Annotated in this window: 16 protein-coding genes and 1 tRNA gene; 7 read left to right on the top strand and 10 right to left on the bottom strand. The window is 35.0% G+C overall.

Annotated elements, in window-relative coordinates:
* Positions 1 to 83: 83 nt before the first annotated feature.
* Genes QWZ06_RS07905 through QWZ06_RS07890 form a run of 4 tightly spaced genes read left to right on the top strand, consistent with a single transcriptional unit; the run spans position 84 to position 3,397 of the window.
* Entirely contained in the window at positions 84 to 1,481 is a 1,398-nt protein-coding gene (locus tag QWZ06_RS07905; protein WP_290297023.1) for a Gfo/Idh/MocA family protein, read from the top strand.
* Positions 1,471 to 1,830, top strand: coding sequence for a glycosyltransferase family protein (locus QWZ06_RS07900; RefSeq protein WP_290297022.1), 360 nt, complete (start codon positions 1,471 to 1,473; stop codon positions 1,828 to 1,830). Before QWZ06_RS07905 ends, QWZ06_RS07900 begins: the two co-directional genes overlap by 11 nt.
* The gene (locus tag QWZ06_RS07895) at positions 1,827 to 2,375 is read left to right on the top strand and encodes a hypothetical protein (protein ID WP_290297019.1); all 549 of its coding nucleotides are present in this window, start codon (positions 1,827 to 1,829) and stop codon (positions 2,373 to 2,375) included. The genes QWZ06_RS07900 and QWZ06_RS07895 overlap by 4 nt, the downstream gene beginning before the upstream one ends.
* Positions 2,366 to 3,397 (top strand): phosphotransferase enzyme family protein, encoded by a 1,032-nt coding sequence (locus tag QWZ06_RS07890; protein ID WP_290297018.1) that lies wholly within the window; start codon positions 2,366 to 2,368, stop codon positions 3,395 to 3,397. The genes QWZ06_RS07895 and QWZ06_RS07890 overlap by 10 nt, the downstream gene beginning before the upstream one ends.
* A 184-nt stretch (positions 3,398 to 3,581) precedes the next feature.
* On the opposite strand, the gene QWZ06_RS07885 is transcribed toward QWZ06_RS07890, so the two are convergent.
* Both QWZ06_RS07885 and QWZ06_RS07880 read right to left on the bottom strand, forming a co-directional pair.
* On the bottom strand, positions 3,582 to 4,076 hold the full coding sequence (locus QWZ06_RS07885) for a DNA-deoxyinosine glycosylase (RefSeq protein WP_290297016.1): 495 nt from the start codon (positions 4,074 to 4,076) through the stop codon (positions 3,582 to 3,584).
* A 264-nt stretch (positions 4,077 to 4,340) separates the two neighbouring features.
* Positions 4,341 to 6,335 (bottom strand): S9 family peptidase, encoded by a 1,995-nt coding sequence (locus QWZ06_RS07880; RefSeq protein WP_290297015.1) that lies wholly within the window; start codon positions 6,333 to 6,335, stop codon positions 4,341 to 4,343.
* A 204-nt stretch (positions 6,336 to 6,539) separates the two neighbouring features.
* Here QWZ06_RS07880 and QWZ06_RS07875 point away from each other — a divergent pair, with 204 nt between their 5' ends.
* Positions 6,540 to 7,406 carry a T9SS type A sorting domain-containing protein gene (locus QWZ06_RS07875; RefSeq protein WP_290297013.1) on the top strand — a complete coding sequence of 289 codons (867 nt, stop codon included), beginning with the start codon at positions 6,540 to 6,542 and terminating at the stop codon, positions 7,404 to 7,406.
* 48 nt (positions 7,407 to 7,454) lie between these two features.
* Here the strand turns inward: QWZ06_RS07875 and QWZ06_RS07870 are convergent, their stop codons facing one another.
* The 3 genes from QWZ06_RS07870 to QWZ06_RS07860 form a co-directional block, all read right to left on the bottom strand.
* A complete protein-coding gene (locus QWZ06_RS07870; protein ID WP_290297011.1) occupies positions 7,455 to 7,799 on the bottom strand; it encodes a phage holin family protein in 345 nt (114 codons plus the stop codon).
* Between the two features lie 119 nt (positions 7,800 to 7,918).
* Positions 7,919 to 8,068, bottom strand: coding sequence for a hypothetical protein (locus QWZ06_RS07865; protein WP_290297009.1), 150 nt, complete (start codon positions 8,066 to 8,068; stop codon positions 7,919 to 7,921).
* Between the two features lie 17 nt (positions 8,069 to 8,085).
* Positions 8,086 to 8,340 carry a PaaI family thioesterase gene (locus QWZ06_RS07860; protein WP_290297007.1) on the bottom strand — a complete coding sequence of 85 codons (255 nt, stop codon included), beginning with the start codon at positions 8,338 to 8,340 and terminating at the stop codon, positions 8,086 to 8,088.
* 47 nt (positions 8,341 to 8,387) lie between these two features.
* Here QWZ06_RS07860 and QWZ06_RS07855 point away from each other — a divergent pair.
* A tRNA-Ala gene (locus QWZ06_RS07855) sits at positions 8,388 to 8,465 on the top strand.
* A 205-nt stretch (positions 8,466 to 8,670) separates the two neighbouring features.
* The gene (locus QWZ06_RS07850) at positions 8,671 to 9,540 is read left to right on the top strand and encodes an AraC family transcriptional regulator (protein WP_290297005.1); all 870 of its coding nucleotides are present in this window, start codon (positions 8,671 to 8,673) and stop codon (positions 9,538 to 9,540) included.
* Between the two features lie 397 nt (positions 9,541 to 9,937).
* Here the strand turns inward: QWZ06_RS07850 and QWZ06_RS07845 are convergent, their stop codons facing one another.
* From QWZ06_RS07845 to QWZ06_RS07825, 5 genes are all read right to left on the bottom strand, one after another.
* Complete coding sequence (locus QWZ06_RS07845; RefSeq protein WP_290297004.1) at positions 9,938 to 12,070, bottom strand: type IA DNA topoisomerase; 2,133 nt, start codon at positions 12,068 to 12,070, stop codon at positions 9,938 to 9,940.
* Positions 12,071 to 12,147: 77 nt separating this feature from the next.
* A complete protein-coding gene (locus QWZ06_RS07840) occupies positions 12,148 to 13,299 on the bottom strand; it encodes a reverse transcriptase family protein (protein ID WP_290297002.1) in 1,152 nt (383 codons plus the stop codon).
* A 263-nt stretch (positions 13,300 to 13,562) separates the two neighbouring features.
* Positions 13,563 to 14,885 carry a phosphoribosyltransferase-like protein gene (locus QWZ06_RS07835; protein WP_290297001.1) on the bottom strand — a complete coding sequence of 441 codons (1,323 nt, stop codon included), beginning with the start codon at positions 14,883 to 14,885 and terminating at the stop codon, positions 13,563 to 13,565.
* A 115-nt stretch (positions 14,886 to 15,000) separates the two neighbouring features.
* A complete protein-coding gene (locus QWZ06_RS07830) occupies positions 15,001 to 15,705 on the bottom strand; it encodes a M17 family peptidase N-terminal domain-containing protein (protein WP_290297000.1) in 705 nt (234 codons plus the stop codon).
* Positions 15,706 to 15,717: 12 nt separating this feature from the next.
* On the bottom strand, positions 15,718 to 16,593 hold the full coding sequence (locus tag QWZ06_RS07825; RefSeq protein WP_290296999.1) for a pirin family protein: 876 nt from the start codon (positions 16,591 to 16,593) through the stop codon (positions 15,718 to 15,720).
* Positions 16,594 to 17,520: the final 927 nt, after the last annotated feature.

The raw sequence follows: 17,520 nt of genomic DNA, 5'->3' as shown, positions 1-17,520 counted from the left end.
CTCAAACCCTCAAACCCTACAACTCTCAAGCTCCCACTCCATCGCTGTTTGTAAAAGTTTTAATATATTTAGAAAAAAAATAAATGGACAATAGCACTTCCCGCAGAAACTTTATCAAAACCGCAGCTCTGGCAAGTTTTGGAGCATTGGTTGTTCCCAATTCTTTATTTGCCTATTCAAATGATTTTAAAACAGATAAGAAAGTCCGTGTTGGCTTTATTGGCGTAGGACTTCGTGGTCAGGAACATGTAAAATTATTAGCTAAACGTAGTGATGTAGAGATCGTTGCTTTTGCTGATCCGGATAAAAGAATGCTTGCAGCATCTCAAAAAATATTAAAAGACAACAATAAATCGGCAGCTCAGGAGTTTTCAAACGGTGAATATGACTATCGAAATCTTTTAAAATTAAAAACGATAGATGCTGTTGTGATTGCTACTCCATGGGAATGGCATCTTCCGCAGGGTGTGGAAGCAATGCGTGCTAAAAAAATTGTTGGAATGGAAGTTTCCGGAGCGATCAAACTTCAGGATTGCTGGGAATTCGTAAAAGTGTACGAAGAGACAAAGGTTCCTATTTTCATGATGGAAAATGTATGCTACCGAAGAGATATTATGGCGATTCTGAATATGGTTCGTAAAGGAATGTTTGGGGAATTGGTTCACGGAAGAGGTGGCTATCAGCATGATCTGAGAGGAGTACTTTTCAATGATGGAGTTACTCCTTACAATTCTGGAGCTGAATTTGGAGAAAAAGGATTCAGTGAGGCAAAATGGAGAACGGAACATTATGTAAAGCGCAATGGAGAACTTTACCCTACTCACGGATTAGGCCCCGTTGCAATGATGATGGATATCAACCGTGGAAACCGTTTAACAAGGCTTTCTTCATTCTCATCCAAATCTGTAGGATTGCATAAATATATTGTAGAACATGCAAAAGGGGGTGAAAATCATCCGAATGCAAAGGTAAAATTCAACCAAGGGGATATTGTAACTACGCAAATTGCCTGTGAAAATGGGGAAACGATTCTCTTAACTCACGATACCAGCTTACAGAGACCTTATGATCTTGGATTCCGCGTACAAGGAACAGAAGGATTATGGCAGGACTTCGGTTGGGGAGACTTTAATCAAGGTCACATTTATTTTGAAAAAACAATGAACCACACTCACCGTTGGGACAACACGGAAAAATGGATGAAGGAATATGACCACCCAATGTGGAAGAAGTTTGAAAGCACTGCTGCAGGAGCAGGACATGGTGGAATGGACTTCTTTGTCATGAATACTTTTATTGAATGTATCAAACGAAATATAGAATTCCCAATGGACGTTTACGATTTGGCCTTATGGTATTCGATTACTCCATTGAGTGAAGAGTCTATTGCCAAAGGAGGTCAGGTAGTGGAAATTCCTGACTTCACTAATGGTAAATGGAAAACGCGTAAACCTGTATTCGGAATGACTGATGAATTCTAAGAAAACATTACTCATCCTTGCAGGTGGATTAGGCAGCCGGTATAAAGGCCTTAAGCAAGTGGACGGAATACTCGATAATGGCTCCCCCATTCTGGAGTATTCTATCTATGATGCTCTGGAAGCCGGCTTTTCTAAAGTAGTTATCATCGTTAATACATTAATTCCTCAAAGCTATATTGAACGCCTCACCACCATTTCTGAGGAAAAAGGTTTTGAGCTGCATTGGATATATCAGGAAATGGACAGTATTCCGATCTACAATTTTGATTATTCAGAACGCCAAAAGCCTTGGGGAACGGGGCATGCTGTTCTTTGTGCAAAAGATGTGATTCAGGAACCTTTGTCATGATCAATGCAGATGATTTCTATGGAAAGGAAGTGTACCAACTGACCGCAGAAGGATTCGCACCCTATATTTCGGAAACACAGTTTGGAATGGCAGCTTATCCGGTAAGCACCACCTTAAGTGGCCACGGAACTGTAGCCCGAGGAATTTGCACTTTAGATGCTGAACAGAATCTGATCAGTGTGGAAGAGCAAACTTCTATTCAAAAGGTCAATGATTCTATTATGTATACTGAAAACGGAGAAAATATAGAAATTGCACCGGATACCTTAGTTTCCATGAACTTTTTTATCTTTCATCCTGAAGTATTTAATTCGTTGGAAACCTACTTTTATGATTTCATAGAATCAAAACCTGCCCTTACTCAGGAATTTTATATTCCTTCTGCTGTTCAGAGAATGATTGACGAAAAAAAGGCAAAAGTAATGGTAAAGGGATCTCCTTCTCAATGGATGGGAGTAACCTATGCTGATGATAAAAAGAATATTAAGGATTTCCTGACATCAGAAATTCAAAAGAACAGATACCCAACAGATTTATGGAAATAAATGATATTGTCGCCCAGTTTATCAACACAGATCATTACAGTCTGTCTCCTATCACTGATGGGCTGATTAATACAACTTACCTTTTAGAAGATTTAGATCAGCAGAAAAAGTTTATTCTTCAAAAGATCAATCATCATGTCTTCAGACAGCCGGAGGTTATTGTCAACAATCATTTAATGGTTAATGAACTTCTGATATCAAATAATTATCATTTTCAAATCATAGAGCCTATCCCCTCTCTTGCCAATAAACTTCTGGTAAAAGATGAAAATGGTGAGCCTTGGCGTATGTTAAGCTTTGTAGAAAACAGCGTTACCTTTCTTACCGCCCCCTCTTTACAGACGGCTTTTGAGGCAGCTAAAACCTTCAGTTATTTCCTTAGCATCGTCAATACTGAAAAGCTACCCGCTATTGAAGATACTCTTCCTAATTTCCTCAATTTTGAAAAAAGAATTGCAGATTATAAAAAGGCACTGAAAAATGCAGTTCCTCATTTAAAGGAAAATGCAAAGGCTGAAATAGAAATCACCAACCAGCTTATTTCCTTACCTGATCAATGGATAGAAATGGAGAAAACCAATCAGATTCCCAAAAGACTCATCCATGCTGATGTAAAAATCAGTAATATACTCTTTGATAAAAATCACCATCCGTTAGCGGTAATTGATCTGGATACGATGATGATCTCTACGATTTTGTATGACTTTGGAACGATGATTCAGTCCTATACCAATACTACCCATGAAGATGACGGAAGTGCGGAAAACAATTTCAATCCTGAAATGTATAAGGTTGTAAAAGAAGGATTTCTTTTCTATCTAAAGGAAAAACTGACCCCGGAAGAATCTGATCACCTTGATTATGCAGCACAAGTCGCTATTTATATTCAAGAGGTTCGTTTTTTAACCGATTATCTGAATGGAAGTACCTATTATTCTATTCAATATCCTGAACATAATCTGGACAGAACGAGAAATCAACTAGAATTACTGAAAGGATTGAGAGCTTATTTAGGCGACTAACTTTCTATTCTTATTAAAATACAATATTGAGATTCCTACGGAATGACAAAGTGTGCGGATAGTCTAAACGCTCTATTTGTCATTCCGTAGGAATCTATACTTTTATAATTCATTGATATTAAAACTTACAATCCCACCCCACTCTAATACTCTAATACTCTAATACTCTAATACTCTAATACTCTCAAACCTTCAAAAACTCCAACACCTTCTTCCATTCTTCGAATTTTCTTTCAAAGGAGATGGTATGCAGTGGGCTTGTGGAAGGCATTAGTAAAATTGGGAGTCTATAGTTTTTGCCTAGAAGCTTCTGTAAATTCTTATAAGACTTTCCGCCATTGCAAAAGATCGCTTTTATATTTGGATGTTCCTCAACCAGCTTTTCAATCTGATTAGCTTTCTCATTTTTAATTTCAGAATCCAGACTTCCTTTCCTTTCACAAGAATCAATAACATCCCAAAGAGCAATATGATGTTTCTTTAGGCTTTCAATTCTTTTAGCATAATCTTCGGTAAATTCTTCATTCAGCAATTCCATGATGATCTTCCAGAATTTATTTTGTGGATGGGCATAATATTCCTGCATTTCCAAAGATTTCACTCCTGGAATAGAACCCAGAATTAAAATTTCAGATTGGTCATCGATGAGCGGTTGGAATGAAGAAATACGATTTTGCATGATCAAATATATACATTTTGATTATTTTCTTCTGATGAAAAAGATTGATATTCCTGCTTCTTTAGGTTTTGGCTAAAGCCATTGGAATTTATGATTATAAGCAGAACGGCTAAAGCCCGCTCCTATTGATGTTTTTTAGTTCTCGATTATACTGATTACGCAGATTTTAAAAATAGGGTTCCTAGGGTTTGGCTAAAATTGTGCTTCCTATTATAAAAAAAGCGGGCTAAAGCCCGCTTCTATTGATATATTTCTATTGATATATTACAATGTTTCTTTTAACCAGTCAAAGAATTCTCTTTGCCATACCAATCCGTTTTGTGGATGAAGTACCCAGTGGTTTTCGTTCGGGAAATAAACCAATTTAGATTTTAATCCTCTTAATTTTGCTGCCTGGAAAGCTTCTTGCCCTTGCTCGTAGGGTACACGGAAATCAATTCCACCCTGAACGATCATAATCGGTTTGTTCCATTTTTCTACAAAGTTGCTTGGGTTAAACTCTGTATAAGCTTTTGGCTGTGGTTTTTCCCATGGAGAACCAAGATCCCAGTTTGCAAACCAAAGTTCTTCAGTGGTCAGATACCATGATTTCATATCGAATAGTCCATCATGGGCAATGAATGTTTTGAATCTGTTTTCATGGATTCCCGCTAACATAAATACACTGTATCCACCATAACTTGCTCCTACTGCTGCTACTCTGTCCCCATCTACATAAGGTAATGTTTTAGCATAATCTGTAGCGGCTAGGTAATCTCTCATTGGCTGGCCACCCCAATCTCTTGAAATGTCTTCATTCCATTTTGTTCCCCAACCTGGCATTCCTCTTCTGTTTGGAGCGACTACGATATAATCGTTTGCTGTCATTAGAGCAAAGTTCCATCTTACACTGAAATATTGTGTTAATGCAGACTGTGGCCCACCCTGGCAGTATACCAATGTCGGATATTTTTTGTTAGGATCAAAATTCGGTGGATAATGGAACCATACGCCCATTTCTTTGCCATCCGAAGTTTTCACCATTTTAAGTTCAGATTTCCCTTGTGCTAACTTAGCATAAGCATCTTTATTCGCTTCAGTAACCTGCTTCATTTCTCCGTTTTTAAGGTTTACAGAGAATAGTTCTGTAGCATGGTTTACATCAGTTCTACCTACTATAAGTGAAGTTTTGTTATCTGTAAAAATTTCATTTACATCAAAATCCCCTTTTGTGATTTGCTGTACTTTTGCCGATTTTGAATCTAGAGAGAAAAGCTGTTTTGTTCCTCTGTATGCAGCGGTAAAATAGATTGTTTTTGAATCTGCACCCCAAAGTACATCTCCGGAAACGCTGTCATCCCAACCTGCTGTAAGGTTTGTTGTTTTCCCTGATTTCCAGTCTAAGATTTTTACATCATTTTTATCAGCCTCATAACCATCTCTGGCCATACTTTGCCAAATTAAAGATTTGCCATCAGGGCTGAATTTCGGATTGATATCATATCCTTTGTTTGATTCTGTAAGGTTCTTCGTAGCTCCTGTAGCTAAATCATAAGCAAAGATATCAGTATTGGTACTGGTTGAGTACTCTTTACCACTTTTAGGCTTGGTAACATATAAAAGCTGGGCAGAATCGGGACTCCAAACAAAATCTTCAGCACCACCGAAAGGTCTTTGAGGAGAATCCCATGTTTTCCCTTCTAAAAGATCTTTAGCAGCCTCTACTTTATCTGAAGTATTGACTACAAATACGTGGTTGTATTTTCCTTCATTGAAGTAATCCCAGTGTCTGTGGTTAAGATCGGTATATACCTGAGCCGTAGTTTTAGGAGTATCACTGTATTTGTCTTTCCCCATTAGTTTTTCTACCAAAACCTGCTTACTGAAAGCAATTCTTTTCCCATCCGGAGAAATAACGATATTGTCAACGTCACCAATAGTATAGAATTCTGACCAGGTTTTTCCAGCATCTTTTGAAAGATAAATCTTGTCTCCTTCCTGAGCATAGATCCCATTTTTATCCCATTGGATCAATGCTTTCTTACCAAAATCGATTTTAGAAGCCTCATGATTAAGAACATTCAAGAAGTAATTCTCGTTTTTTGTCTTTTCTGTTTTCAGATCTACTTGTCCTACTTTATAAATAAGGGATGCTTGATCCGGTGAAACTGCCTGTACTCCCACTTTTTTCAAAGTCCAAAGAATTTCAGGCGTCATTAGTTGTTGTGCATTCATTAAAAGCGGAGCTGCCAGAGCCAGCAGGCTGTACTTAAGTTTCATATGTTGATATTCATTTTTTAGCGGATATGAGGAACCATCATGATTCCTTAAACCCTTTCATTAAATTCAAAGATTGCCAAAGTTAGTATTTAAAATAAAAATTACCGAAAAAATTAACATTTAAGTTTTCTAAAATTAAAGTAAGTGATTTATTTATTAATAAGTTTTCATTAATTTTAGAGAAAACAAACTAATACCTATTTTATGAAAAAAATTATACTCTTCTCTTCCATCTTTTTATCGACGTTCTTTTTTTCACAGCTCACGATAAATCCGATGGCAACTCATTATTATAATGCTTATCAGGCAACAATTTCCGGAAGCGGAACCATATATTATACGACTGATGGAAGCACTCCTACATTAAGTTCAAGCTCAGCTATTAATAGTATACAGATTCCTATTGATCAGAATAAAGAAATCAAAGCCTTTCTTGTCAATGGGCAGGGAGTTACCTCAGCCATAATGAGCAAAAAATATTATACAGGAAGCATTCCTTCCGCTGTTATTTATTTTAAAACGCCTTCCAAATGGCTAAGTGGCAGCTGTATTATGGTTGATATGGTGAACCCTAATACAATTGACGGACTTATCATTGATACCTTATGGCCGGGTATCACCATGCAGCCTGCAACATGTGACTTATGGTATAAAGTAACCCGGAATTTTGAAAATGCCAATGTACGTTTTAATAACTGCTCTCTTTTTGAAAACATTCCTCAAACGATCAGTACCGATTTGATTCCGATGGGAAGCACTTTGTATTATGACTTTACAGACGGAGTACTTACTAGCCCGCCATCATGTTTATCATTGTCAAGCCATGAAACAGTACAGAAAAATAAAGAGGTATTCATCAAAGTATATCCAAATCCTGTGTCTGATATTTTAAAAGTAAATACAGATCAACATTTTCAGGAATATGAGATTATAGACAGCAGTGGAAAAATAGTTTCAAAGAATCAATTTGTAAGCGAAATTCCGATCAGTCATCTTGTTGCAGGAAATTATTTTATAAAATTAAAAACCCAACAGGGAAATTTAGTTCTTTTAAAGTTTATTAAAAAATAAAAAATTCCGCTCAATTGAGCGGAATTTTTGAAATAGGTTACCATTGAATTATTCTCCATCTGAGAACATCGAGTTTGCCAGTGAAGTAACAATTGACAATAGAATACTGAAAATAAATGCCCACCAGAATCCATCTACGACCATACTGTCTATAAAGTAATCAGCAATCAGGATAATTCCGGCATTAATGACCAAGGCAAAGAATCCTAACGTTAGAATGGTAAGCGGAAGTCCAAACAGACTTAAAACAGGCTTTACAAATATGTTTAAAACCCCAAGTACAATGGCGAAGATAATGGCTGAAGAAAAACCTTCAAAATGTACTCCCGGTAAAATTTTAGTTAAAAGATAAGCCACTATTGCAGTGACAAACAAGCGGATAATTAAGTTCATTTCGTTATTTTTTAATATTTATAGGATTGTGGAGCAAAAGCCATTCCATTTTAGTGAATAAAAACAGTTTAAATCCTTTATTCATGGAAGATTTTACTAAACACAATTCAAAAAACATCTTATTTTATTTTCATCATGGTAACCAATGAAGTCGCTACATGGCTTTCTGATTCAGAGCCTTCATTCTGAACATAGATTTCTGCTCTGATCACACTGATTTTAGAGCCTCCTTTAATAACATAAGCTTTTGATACCAAAGCGTCTCCCATCGCCGGGCGAAGATAGTTTACTTTAATTCAACGGTTACCACATAGCAATCTTCCGGATAATGGCTCACCGCTGCATATCCTGCAGAAACATCCACAAGAGAAGCTATCATTGCCCCATTGAACATGCCTGCTTTTCTGGTCATCATTTCCATTTTGGGAATTTTAATAGAAACAAAATCAGTTTCTACTTCCAGGAGTTCTGCGTTATAGAATTTCAGCGTTTCTGAACGTCCGAAGCTGTCTGTCATGAGTTTCTTTTTCTCTGGGGTCATTGTTTTCAAATTTAATTGTAAATTTAAAAAATTAATTATTCATCTCAGGAAGCCATAAAATGGAAAAAAAGTGACGCGTTTGACTGGCAGTCAAAAGGTCACGGGTTCGAATCCCGTATTCTCCACGGAATGTATTTTGAAAAAGTCTTCAAAATCTTAATATTGACCCCATTCCTAACAAATGATTATTTTGTTTATTGAATTCTGCTCTAAAATTATATCTCATATTACCAATACCCACTCATTTTGGTCTGAAAATTTCATAAATGAACACTGATTATAATAAAATAATTTAGTGTTTTCATATATTTAATTGAAAAAAATAACTTTATGGAAGATTTTAAAATTGAACCTTTTCTGCATAGTGAAAATAGTCTTCATTTTATCACAACAAAAGGAATATCTGATCTTCTATCGACTAGACCTACTCAACTTTTCCAGCCGCATAAAATATTATTTAACTGCATTCATCTTTTTTGTGAAGGCGAAGGAACAATTACTATTGATTTTAAAACAATACCTATTAAGGAAAAACATATTTTATTTGTTTCCCCGAATCAAATCTGCCAATTTGATACTCCTGTTCATTATAAAAGCAGAATAATGATCTTCACTGAGGAGTTTCTTTGTCAGAACAGTACCCAAACTCAATTTTATAGTGAAACCAGTTTGTTTAATGATCCCTTGAATATACGATATTTCAATTTAGGAGACAGGTTTGAAGAAGTATTAGCTTTATTCGGTTACATAAAAAGTGAATTGAACAGACCTTATAGAGAGGTACAAAGCACCATATTAAATAATTATTTGTTTAACATACTTTTGATTGCGGAAGAGATATCCATAAATTCTAAAATCAACCTGGAATTTTGTGGAGATAAACTTTTAGTGGCCAGATTTAAATCACTGGTAAACAAAAATTTAGACAGACACCTAAGCCTAGACTCCTATTGTGAAGAATTGAAGATAGCTCTTCGAACACTTCAAAAAGCTTTTCTTAAAGTGGAAAAGGAAACCCCAAAACAGTGGTTAATTAACAGGATGATTTTAGAAATTAAAAGAAATTTGATGTATAATCAATTAAATGTGAGTGAGATTTCTTATAATTTAGGATTTAAAGAGCTTACCAATTTTACTAAATTTTTTAAGTCAAAGACAGGACTGACTCCAACGCAATTCAGGAAGTCTATAGAAAGATAGTTTTTATTACAGAAACCCAATATCCGCAAGACATTCAGTTTCAATCAAATGTAAATATAATCTCATTTGCCGTTACCTTTTTGGGTGTAATTTATTATCATTTTTTTACGCTTTTATATCATAATTGTATATAATAATACATCTATTTTTGGGGCTCGAAATAATTTTTTTTCATCATTTGTGTTTTTATCTCCGGCTCTCCCGGAGATTTTGTTTTTTGGGGAATAGTACCTGGAAATAAATGGCTTAAAGAGGTGATGCCCCGTCTTTAAAAATTCAGAAAACTTTTGAATTTCCGAGAAAGAGGAATTATTACATCTCCAATTGGGCTATTGGAGAATGTTGTATGATGTAAAATTTTAAATTTTAAAAGAATATGCTTTTAATGATCGAGCTATTAAGCAAGCTGTACCTGGAAATCATCTGCTAAAGAAAGTACTCCTTCTGCCAACCCTCCAGGATGAGCATTGAACCCTTTTAACTTGGAAGTTTTTCCTTTTATTACAAGATCTAAAAGCTGTTTATCAGACAGTTTTTTTCCAAATATTTCAAAGGTAATTTTAAAACCACAATTTTTGAAATCAGAACATCCTACAGCTGTTTTGCCTTTAATTAGGTTATGTTCCTTACATTTCGGACACTTTGTTTCTTCCCAAGACTGAAGTTCTTTTTTCTGCGCAGGCTCTCTTTTTTTCTTTTCTTTCACTTCTTCTTTTTCTTCGTCCTGCAGAGTAATCACCTTTCCTTTTCCGTACACTACTTTATCGGTAAGTTCTGTAACCATCTGAATCAATTCTTCTTTGAAAAGGTTAGCTTCATACTCTCCTTTTTCAATTTTACGAAGTTTGGATTCCCATTCTCCGGTTAATTCAGGGCTTTTTAGAAGTTCATCTTCAATGGTATCGATAAGCTGAATTCCTGTTTGAGTCGCAATCAGGTTTTTTCTCTTCTTTTCAATATACTTTCTTTTGAACAGTGTTTCGATGATATTGGCACGGGTAGATGGTCTTCCGATCCCGTTGTTTTTCAACATTTCACGCAGTTCTTCATCTTCAACCTGTTTTCCGGCAGTTTCCATTGCTCTCAGTAGGGTTGCTTCCGTATAAGGTTTTGGTGGCGTGGTTTTTCCTTGGTGAATCATCGGATCATGTGGTCCGGTTTCTCCAACAATAAATTCAGGAATGGTTTGTTCTTCCTCTTTTTCCTTCTCCTTATCCTTGTCTGTAGATTCTTCTTTAGGCTCTTTGGCATACACCGTTCTCCATCCCGGTTCCAGAATTTGTCTTCCGCTGGTTTTGAAAGGAATAGTTCCTACTTTACCTTCTACCAAAGTATTAGAAATTTTACATTCAGGGTAGAAAACGGCAATAAAACGCTTAGCAATCAGATCATAGATCAGTTTCTCTTCTCTGCTCAGATTTTGAGAAGGAGGAACTTCCGTAGGAATAATCGCGTGGTGATCGGTTACTTTTGTATCATCAAATACTGCTTTTGATTTTGGAATCGGAGCTTCCAGTAAAGGAGCAATCAACTCTTGGTAAGGATACATTTTTTTAAGAATCCCTTCTATTTTCGGATATAAACTATCTGATAAATAAGTGGTATCAACACGCGGATAGGTGACATGCTTCTTTTCATAAAGACTCTGAACATAGTTCAATGTACTTTCCGCTGAATATCCGTATTTTTTATTGGCTTCTACCTGTAATCCTGTCAAGTCAAAAAGTCTTGGATTCTTTTCTTTTCCTTCTTTAATTTCGAAAGAAACGATTTCAAATGGATTTACTTTAAGGTATTCCAATCCTTTTTCTGCGCGTTCTAATGTTTTTAAACGATCAATGGCCGCATTGAAAATTACTTCACGATATTTAGTTTTCAGTTCCCAATATTCCTCTGTGGTAAAGGCATCAATTTCTTTCTGACGTTGAACCAGCATCGCTAATGTAGGAGTCTGTACCCTTCCAATAGAAAGTACGGCTTTATTTCCACCAAATTTCTTAGTAAAAAGCCTTGTTGCATTGATTCCTAACAGCCAATCGCCTATTGCTCTGGCATTACCCGCCAGATAAAGATTTTTATAATCTTCTGCAGGCTTTAAACTTGCAAAACCTTCTTTGATCGCATCTTCCGTCAATGAAGAGATCCATAAACGCTGAACAGGTTTGTTACATTTTGCTTTCTGCAACACCCAACGTTGGATCAATTCTCCTTCTTGCCCGGCATCCCCACAGTTAATGACCTCATCACATTCCTCTACTAACCTTTCAATGACTTTAAACTGATTTTCTACCCCTTTATTGGGAATCAGCTTAATCCCAAAACTGCTGGGAATAATGGGTAATGAAAATAAATTCCAGGATTTGAACTGTGGACTGTAGTCGTGAGGTTCTTTAAGCGTACAAAGGTGTCCGAACGTCCATGTTACGCAATAGCCGTTCCCCTCCATATAGCCTTGTTTAGGCATGGTAGCACCTAATACTTTGGCAATATCTCTGGCAACACTTGGTTTTTCGGCAATACATAATTTCATGAACTCGGGTTTAATGAAGGAGTGCAAAAATCGGGATTTTTTTTGGATTTAGCTAATTTAGATGATTATCTACTTATTTATATAAACCAATTAATCTTATTAAAATCTTTTAATAATTGTTCACTATATTCTTTATCAATTGAATGTATAAAACAAATATGACCATATAACCAGTCATGAAAATTCAATGTTGTGTATCCTAAAAAATCTTCACGAACTTTAGTGAGGTGTCTTTCGACACCAAATTTTCGACAAAAATGGATATGTCTTGCTATTTTTTTTCTATATTTTTTTGAAGTATGAACTCCATTAGTTACAGTGAGTCCTGTGACATATTGTTTTTGCCCTTTTAACATGTATTTCACTTTTTCAGAGTTCATATAAAACCCTTCATCTGTAATAATCTTATTTATAAACGAGACTGATGGTAAAATTCCATTCTCTTTAATTGAAAAAGTTAGATCATCTGCATATCTAGAATAGGAAAAATTCATTTTCTTTGCCAGCTCTTCAAATCTAAAATCCATTTTAGAGGCAATAATATTTGCAAGCATAGGACTTGATGGACATCCTTGGGGTAAAATTGCAGGCATTTCTTTTATATAATAAGATAGAATTTCTTTTTCTTTGGATTTAAAGCTATTCCAATATTTAGAACTATGTTTATAAGTACATAATTTTGATAAACTTACAGCTAGGTTACCTTGATATCCCATATTTTTAAATACACCATATACTCGCTCTTCTGTAATAGTATCATAAAATTTCAAAAGATCTACTTTTAAGATTTTAGATGCACCTTCATGTACTAAGGCATTGTCTTTTATCGATATATTCTGTCTAAAACCTTTACAACTCTCTTTTAATGGGTATTTATCTAGGATATTAAACGTAATCCATTTTTGAATATATTTAAGATCTTTATCTGGAGCCATTATTTCTCTCCTACCTCCTCTTCTCTTCTTAATTGAAAATAATTGATATCTCTTTTGTTTAAGTTCAAATATTGGGTTTGTTACTATATCTTGGGTTTTTAAATCTCCAATAAGCCACCGAAGAAAGCTAGACTTAACTCCCATTGCAATAGCTAAATGTTCTAACGTAAAAAGAACTGGATATTGATTTGTCATTAGTTTTTTAGCATATCCAACGCAAGCCTCGATATAATCTTCAGAATGTCCTTTTTCTTTTGCTAATGCAATAAAACGTTCAATTGGGAATGAATTCATTGTTACTACTTCACTTGAATGTTAAAATTTTATTTAAAATACCAACAATTCCTAATCATGATAATTTTATTCCTCCTATATTTTCTTTTAGCATTGATCGAAAATGATCTTTTTCCAAAAGTGGAGTTATTATTTCTATAGGTTGCTATATGATTTTGCAACTGTCAATAAAACAGTATACAATCATCAGGATTGTCATAAAGACTCTTTATTAACTCTCAATACAAGGCACTGAGAAATCTTTGCAGATAAATGCTAACAAATTATTTCATTCCCATGAACGTATAAGGTATATATATACTATTTTCTTCTTTTATTAAAAAATTTTTTTCCGTTTCTTCCCTTATACTAAATTTTCTAGATAGATTTCTTAATCCTTTTAAAAGCTCCAATCCTTTATTGGTAATATCTTTATAACCAATGCCAATCAAACCTTTATTTTTTGCTTCAATATAAACGTCATGCAACTCATCCAATGTCAATCCCAATAATTGGCAAATAAATATATTTTCCAATCCCCGATTTTTTAAATATAGGAGAGCTACAACTGCATGGTTCTGCTCTTTTCTAATTATCGTTTCGTCTTTACGATGATCTGTAAAACCATCAATTTTCTTTTTTCCTTCAATAATATCAATCCCTAACTTTTCACATAATAAAAGATAATATTTTATAGTCCTTTTAAATTTCGAAGCATCTGAGATTCTTCTTTCAGCTTTTCGAGGAAAAAGAGGATACCATTTATTATCTCCCCAAATAATAGGAAATGTATTGTTGGGAGTTCCGTGAAAAAAAGATATTAAAGACTCACTATCATCATACCCTAAAGGAGTTTTGGTAGGAGGGTTATAATTTACATAAATCTCATTCCCATAGGTTTTAATAAGTTTTGAAATTTCTTGATTATTTTTAAATAAATTAAAAATAGAATTTTTAGGATGAAAAGCTTTATATCTTTTTTCGGATTTAATGATTAAATCAAAAGGAAAGTCTTTTAAAATTTTTTGCTCTCCTTCCTCCATTATAATTGAACTTAATAAGAAATATTTTTTAAGCTTATTAACTTTTAACCATTCCTCAGTCTCTTTCTCTTCAATGGCTTTGAGAAATGTATTACCACTTCCAATAAAGTCATCTAAAAAGATAATATGTTGAAAATCATCTGGATTAGAAATATTTTTTAAATCATGAGTGATAATATCATAGTCCTGTTTACTTTTTCTAGGAAAAAGCCCCGAAGTTACAGCCTTATACCCTCTTTTTTTATAAGAATTTGTATGTCTTAATGGATAAGTAACTAAAGTCCCGCTTTTACCAACCTTTCCATAAGGAAAAATAATGGCTCTTTCACCAATGGGAATCATTTCGTAAATTTTTCTTAGTAAGCTATTGATTCTATTCATAAACTCATTGAATGGGATATATTCAAAGACTTTTAAAATATCTAAAGCATGAGGAATATCTTTATCTTCAAAGTTTTCTAACCATTTAATAATATCAGTTGGTAAAACAGAATACTTGAGCTTAGGTAGAAGCAGCTCTACTTGCCTAACATTTTCTCTATTAAATTCAAAATTTCCTCCCATACTAAAATATGGTATATTAAGTTATCAGTTTTTATTTTCTAAATATAGAAAAATAATAACAAAAAGCCCCCTTAAAAAAGGAGGCAGGATCAACAATATTAATGAAACCAGTTCATTATTTCTTTTTTGCTTCTGTAATGGCTTCGGAAATTCCGCCACCTGCTGTTTCAAAGAAGGCAGGGCCGGCCAGCATATATACTTTTTCTAATTTTTTGGTTGTCGATAACTTGTGCTCTTTCAGGTAATTTTCAGAACGATTGGCTTGAACAATACCTCGAACTACATTTCCTGCAATTAAGGCTGTTGGAGAATCTATTCCGGCATCTTTTAAATCGCTGGCAAAAGCAAAATTGGACACACCCAACCTCATTGCTTCCCGAGCGGCAACTTCTCCTACAGAAATCATTATATCCGGAATGAATTTGTTACGGTCTCCCAATCCAATTAATAATAATTTCTTTCCAGACATAGATCCGGTGGGAGGGGTAATTAAAATGGTTTCCAAAGAATGTCCCAGAAATTGCCCTGATTTTCTGATATTTGTAAGCTCACCTTTTAAAGCTTCATCTAAATGTATCAATCCGTTCAGATTAGCAGGTAAAGCAGGAGCATTAAAGATATCTCCCTCTGTATATTCAAAAACACAAGCTACCTGAAGTTGAGTATCTGCCGATGAAGGGCCTTGCACCAATCCTATCATGGAAATTCCATCTACAGAACCCCAATTTTTAGTTGTACCTACAGTTGCTGTCTGCGCCAATAGTAGGTTTGAGAACACTAATACAGCTGCTACTATTAATTTATTTACTAAATTTTTCATGATACTATTATTTTACATTGTCATAGGAACCTCCATTAGCAAAATCTCTGTCCCTTCTGATGTAACTTTAATGCTTAAATCATTAATATCCCAAACTCCGAAACCGTCTCTTTCTTCTACTTGCTGATTTTCAATTTCTGCACTTCCTTTTATGATGAAAGCATACACTCCATTCCCTTTTTTCCGGATCTGATAATTGATTTCTTTTCCCTGATCAAAAGTTCCCAAATGAAACCAGGCATCCTGATGAATCCATACGCCTTCATCATCGGCATTAGGTGAAAGAATCTGCTGGAATGTGTTGTGACTTTTTGTTTTGTCTAAAGTAATCTGGTCATATCTCGGCGTTACATTTCTTTTTTTAGGATACACCCAGATCTGAAGAAATTTCACCAACTGATCACTGTTTTTATTGAATTCACTATGCATGATTCCTGTTCCCGCACTCATCACCTGAATATCTCCACTTCTAATGATGGCTGTATTTCCCATACTGTCTTTATGCTCCAGATCGCCTTCCAAAGGAATGCTGATGATTTCCATATTATCATGCGGATGGGTTCCGAAACCACGACCAGCTTCTACACGGTCATCATTCAAAACTCTCAATACTCCAAAGTGCATTCTTTCCGGATTATGGTAATTAGCAAAACTGAATGTATGCTGGCTTAATAACCATCCATGATCTGCCTTTCCTCTTGAATCTGCTTTATGAATCACAGAGTTTTCTTTAATTTTTGAATCTGTATTGGGCAAATGATTATATCCTATAGGTTCTAATGGCTCAATCTCATCAATTTCGTTTTCCATTGTATTTCCCAGAGAAGCGGATGCTACAAACATTCCTGTTCCAAGTAACCCTTTTTTTAAAAAATCTTTTCTGTTCATATCTCAATTGTTATTTGTTTGTTTTGATAAGACAAATGTAGGGTGATGGAAAAGATTATCCATTTAACTAGTTTAATAAATTGGCTTATTTTAAAATAAATGTTAATTGTTGGAGTTGTTGGAAAACGCGAAGGCGCGAGGATTTTTTTTAAATGCTGAGGATATAAGGCGCGAGGATTTTATCTCCGATAAAATTGTAGGCTGCTGAGATCGCCACGGATGCACGAATTATTTTATTCACAAGTAAATTCTATGTGGCTGTGTGGTGAAAATTAAAGTTTTTTTAAACCACATAGTAACATAGAATAAGGGCATTCGTGCATCTGTAGCAAAAAATAAAACAGCACTTTTGCTGAAAATCTTTGATTTTCTTGCGCCTTAGCCTTTCCCAACAAATGTAAAGACCTCAAGATTTTTGACAACCTTACTGCTGCAAACCGCGAGGGTTTATCTCCGACAAAATTGTAGGCTGCTGAGATTGCCACGGATGCACGAATTATTTTATTCACAAGTAAATTCTATGTGGCTGTGTGGTGAAAATTAAAGTTTTTCCAAACCACATAGTAAAATAGAATAAGGGCATTCGTGCATCTGTGGCAAAAAATAAAACAGCACTTTTGCTGAAAATCTTTGATTTTCTTGCGCCTTAGCGTTTCCCAACAAATGTAAAAGCCTCAAGATTTTTGACAACCTTACTGCTGCAAACCGCGAGGGTTTATCTCCGATAAAATTGTAGGCTGCTGAGATTGCCACGGATGCACGAATTATTTTATTTACAAGTAAATTCTATGTGGCTGTGTGGTGAAAATTAAAGTTTTTTTAAACCACATAGTAACATAGAATAAGGGTATTCGTGCATCTGTGGCAAAAAATAAAACAGCACTTTTGCTGAAAATCTTTGGTTTTCTTGCGCCTTAGCGTTTCCCA

The organism is Chryseobacterium tructae (genome assembly GCF_030409875.1).
Lineage (GTDB): Bacteria > Bacteroidota > Bacteroidia > Flavobacteriales > Weeksellaceae > Chryseobacterium > Chryseobacterium tructae.
This window is presented reverse-complemented; position numbering and strand designations above follow the sequence as displayed.

What these genes read in the sequence shown, in the direction of transcription:
- QWZ06_RS07905 (WP_290297023.1), top strand. Translation starts at nt 84, where the DNA reads ATGGACAATAGCACTTCCCGCAGAAACTTTATCAAAACCGCAGCTCTG.
- QWZ06_RS07900 (WP_290297022.1), top strand. Translation starts at nt 1,471, where the DNA reads ATGAATTCTAAGAAAACATTACTCATCCTTGCAGGTGGATTAGGCAGC.
- QWZ06_RS07895 (WP_290297019.1), top strand. Translation starts at nt 1,827, where the DNA reads ATGATCAATGCAGATGATTTCTATGGAAAGGAAGTGTACCAACTGACC.
- QWZ06_RS07890 (WP_290297018.1), top strand. Translation starts at nt 2,366, where the DNA reads ATGGAAATAAATGATATTGTCGCCCAGTTTATCAACACAGATCATTAC.
- QWZ06_RS07885 (WP_290297016.1), bottom strand. Translation starts at nt 4,076, where the DNA reads ATGCAAAATCGTATTTCTTCATTCCAACCGCTCATCGATGACCAATCT.
- QWZ06_RS07880 (WP_290297015.1), bottom strand. Translation starts at nt 6,335, where the DNA reads ATGAAACTTAAGTACAGCCTGCTGGCTCTGGCAGCTCCGCTTTTAATG.
- QWZ06_RS07875 (WP_290297013.1), top strand. Translation starts at nt 6,540, where the DNA reads ATGAAAAAAATTATACTCTTCTCTTCCATCTTTTTATCGACGTTCTTT.
- QWZ06_RS07870 (WP_290297011.1), bottom strand. Translation starts at nt 7,799, where the DNA reads ATGAACTTAATTATCCGCTTGTTTGTCACTGCAATAGTGGCTTATCTT.
- QWZ06_RS07865 (WP_290297009.1), bottom strand. Translation starts at nt 8,068, where the DNA reads ATGGGAGACGCTTTGGTATCAAAAGCTTATGTTATTAAAGGAGGCTCT.
- QWZ06_RS07860 (WP_290297007.1), bottom strand. Translation starts at nt 8,340, where the DNA reads ATGACCCCAGAGAAAAAGAAACTCATGACAGACAGCTTCGGACGTTCA.
- QWZ06_RS07850 (WP_290297005.1), top strand. Translation starts at nt 8,671, where the DNA reads ATGGAAGATTTTAAAATTGAACCTTTTCTGCATAGTGAAAATAGTCTT.
- QWZ06_RS07845 (WP_290297004.1), bottom strand. Translation starts at nt 12,070, where the DNA reads ATGAAATTATGTATTGCCGAAAAACCAAGTGTTGCCAGAGATATTGCC.
- QWZ06_RS07840 (WP_290297002.1), bottom strand. Translation starts at nt 13,299, where the DNA reads ATGAATTCATTCCCAATTGAACGTTTTATTGCATTAGCAAAAGAAAAA.
- QWZ06_RS07835 (WP_290297001.1), bottom strand. Translation starts at nt 14,885, where the DNA reads ATGGGAGGAAATTTTGAATTTAATAGAGAAAATGTTAGGCAAGTAGAG.
- QWZ06_RS07830 (WP_290297000.1), bottom strand. Translation starts at nt 15,705, where the DNA reads ATGAAAAATTTAGTAAATAAATTAATAGTAGCAGCTGTATTAGTGTTC.
- QWZ06_RS07825 (WP_290296999.1), bottom strand. Translation starts at nt 16,593, where the DNA reads ATGAACAGAAAAGATTTTTTAAAAAAAGGGTTACTTGGAACAGGAATG.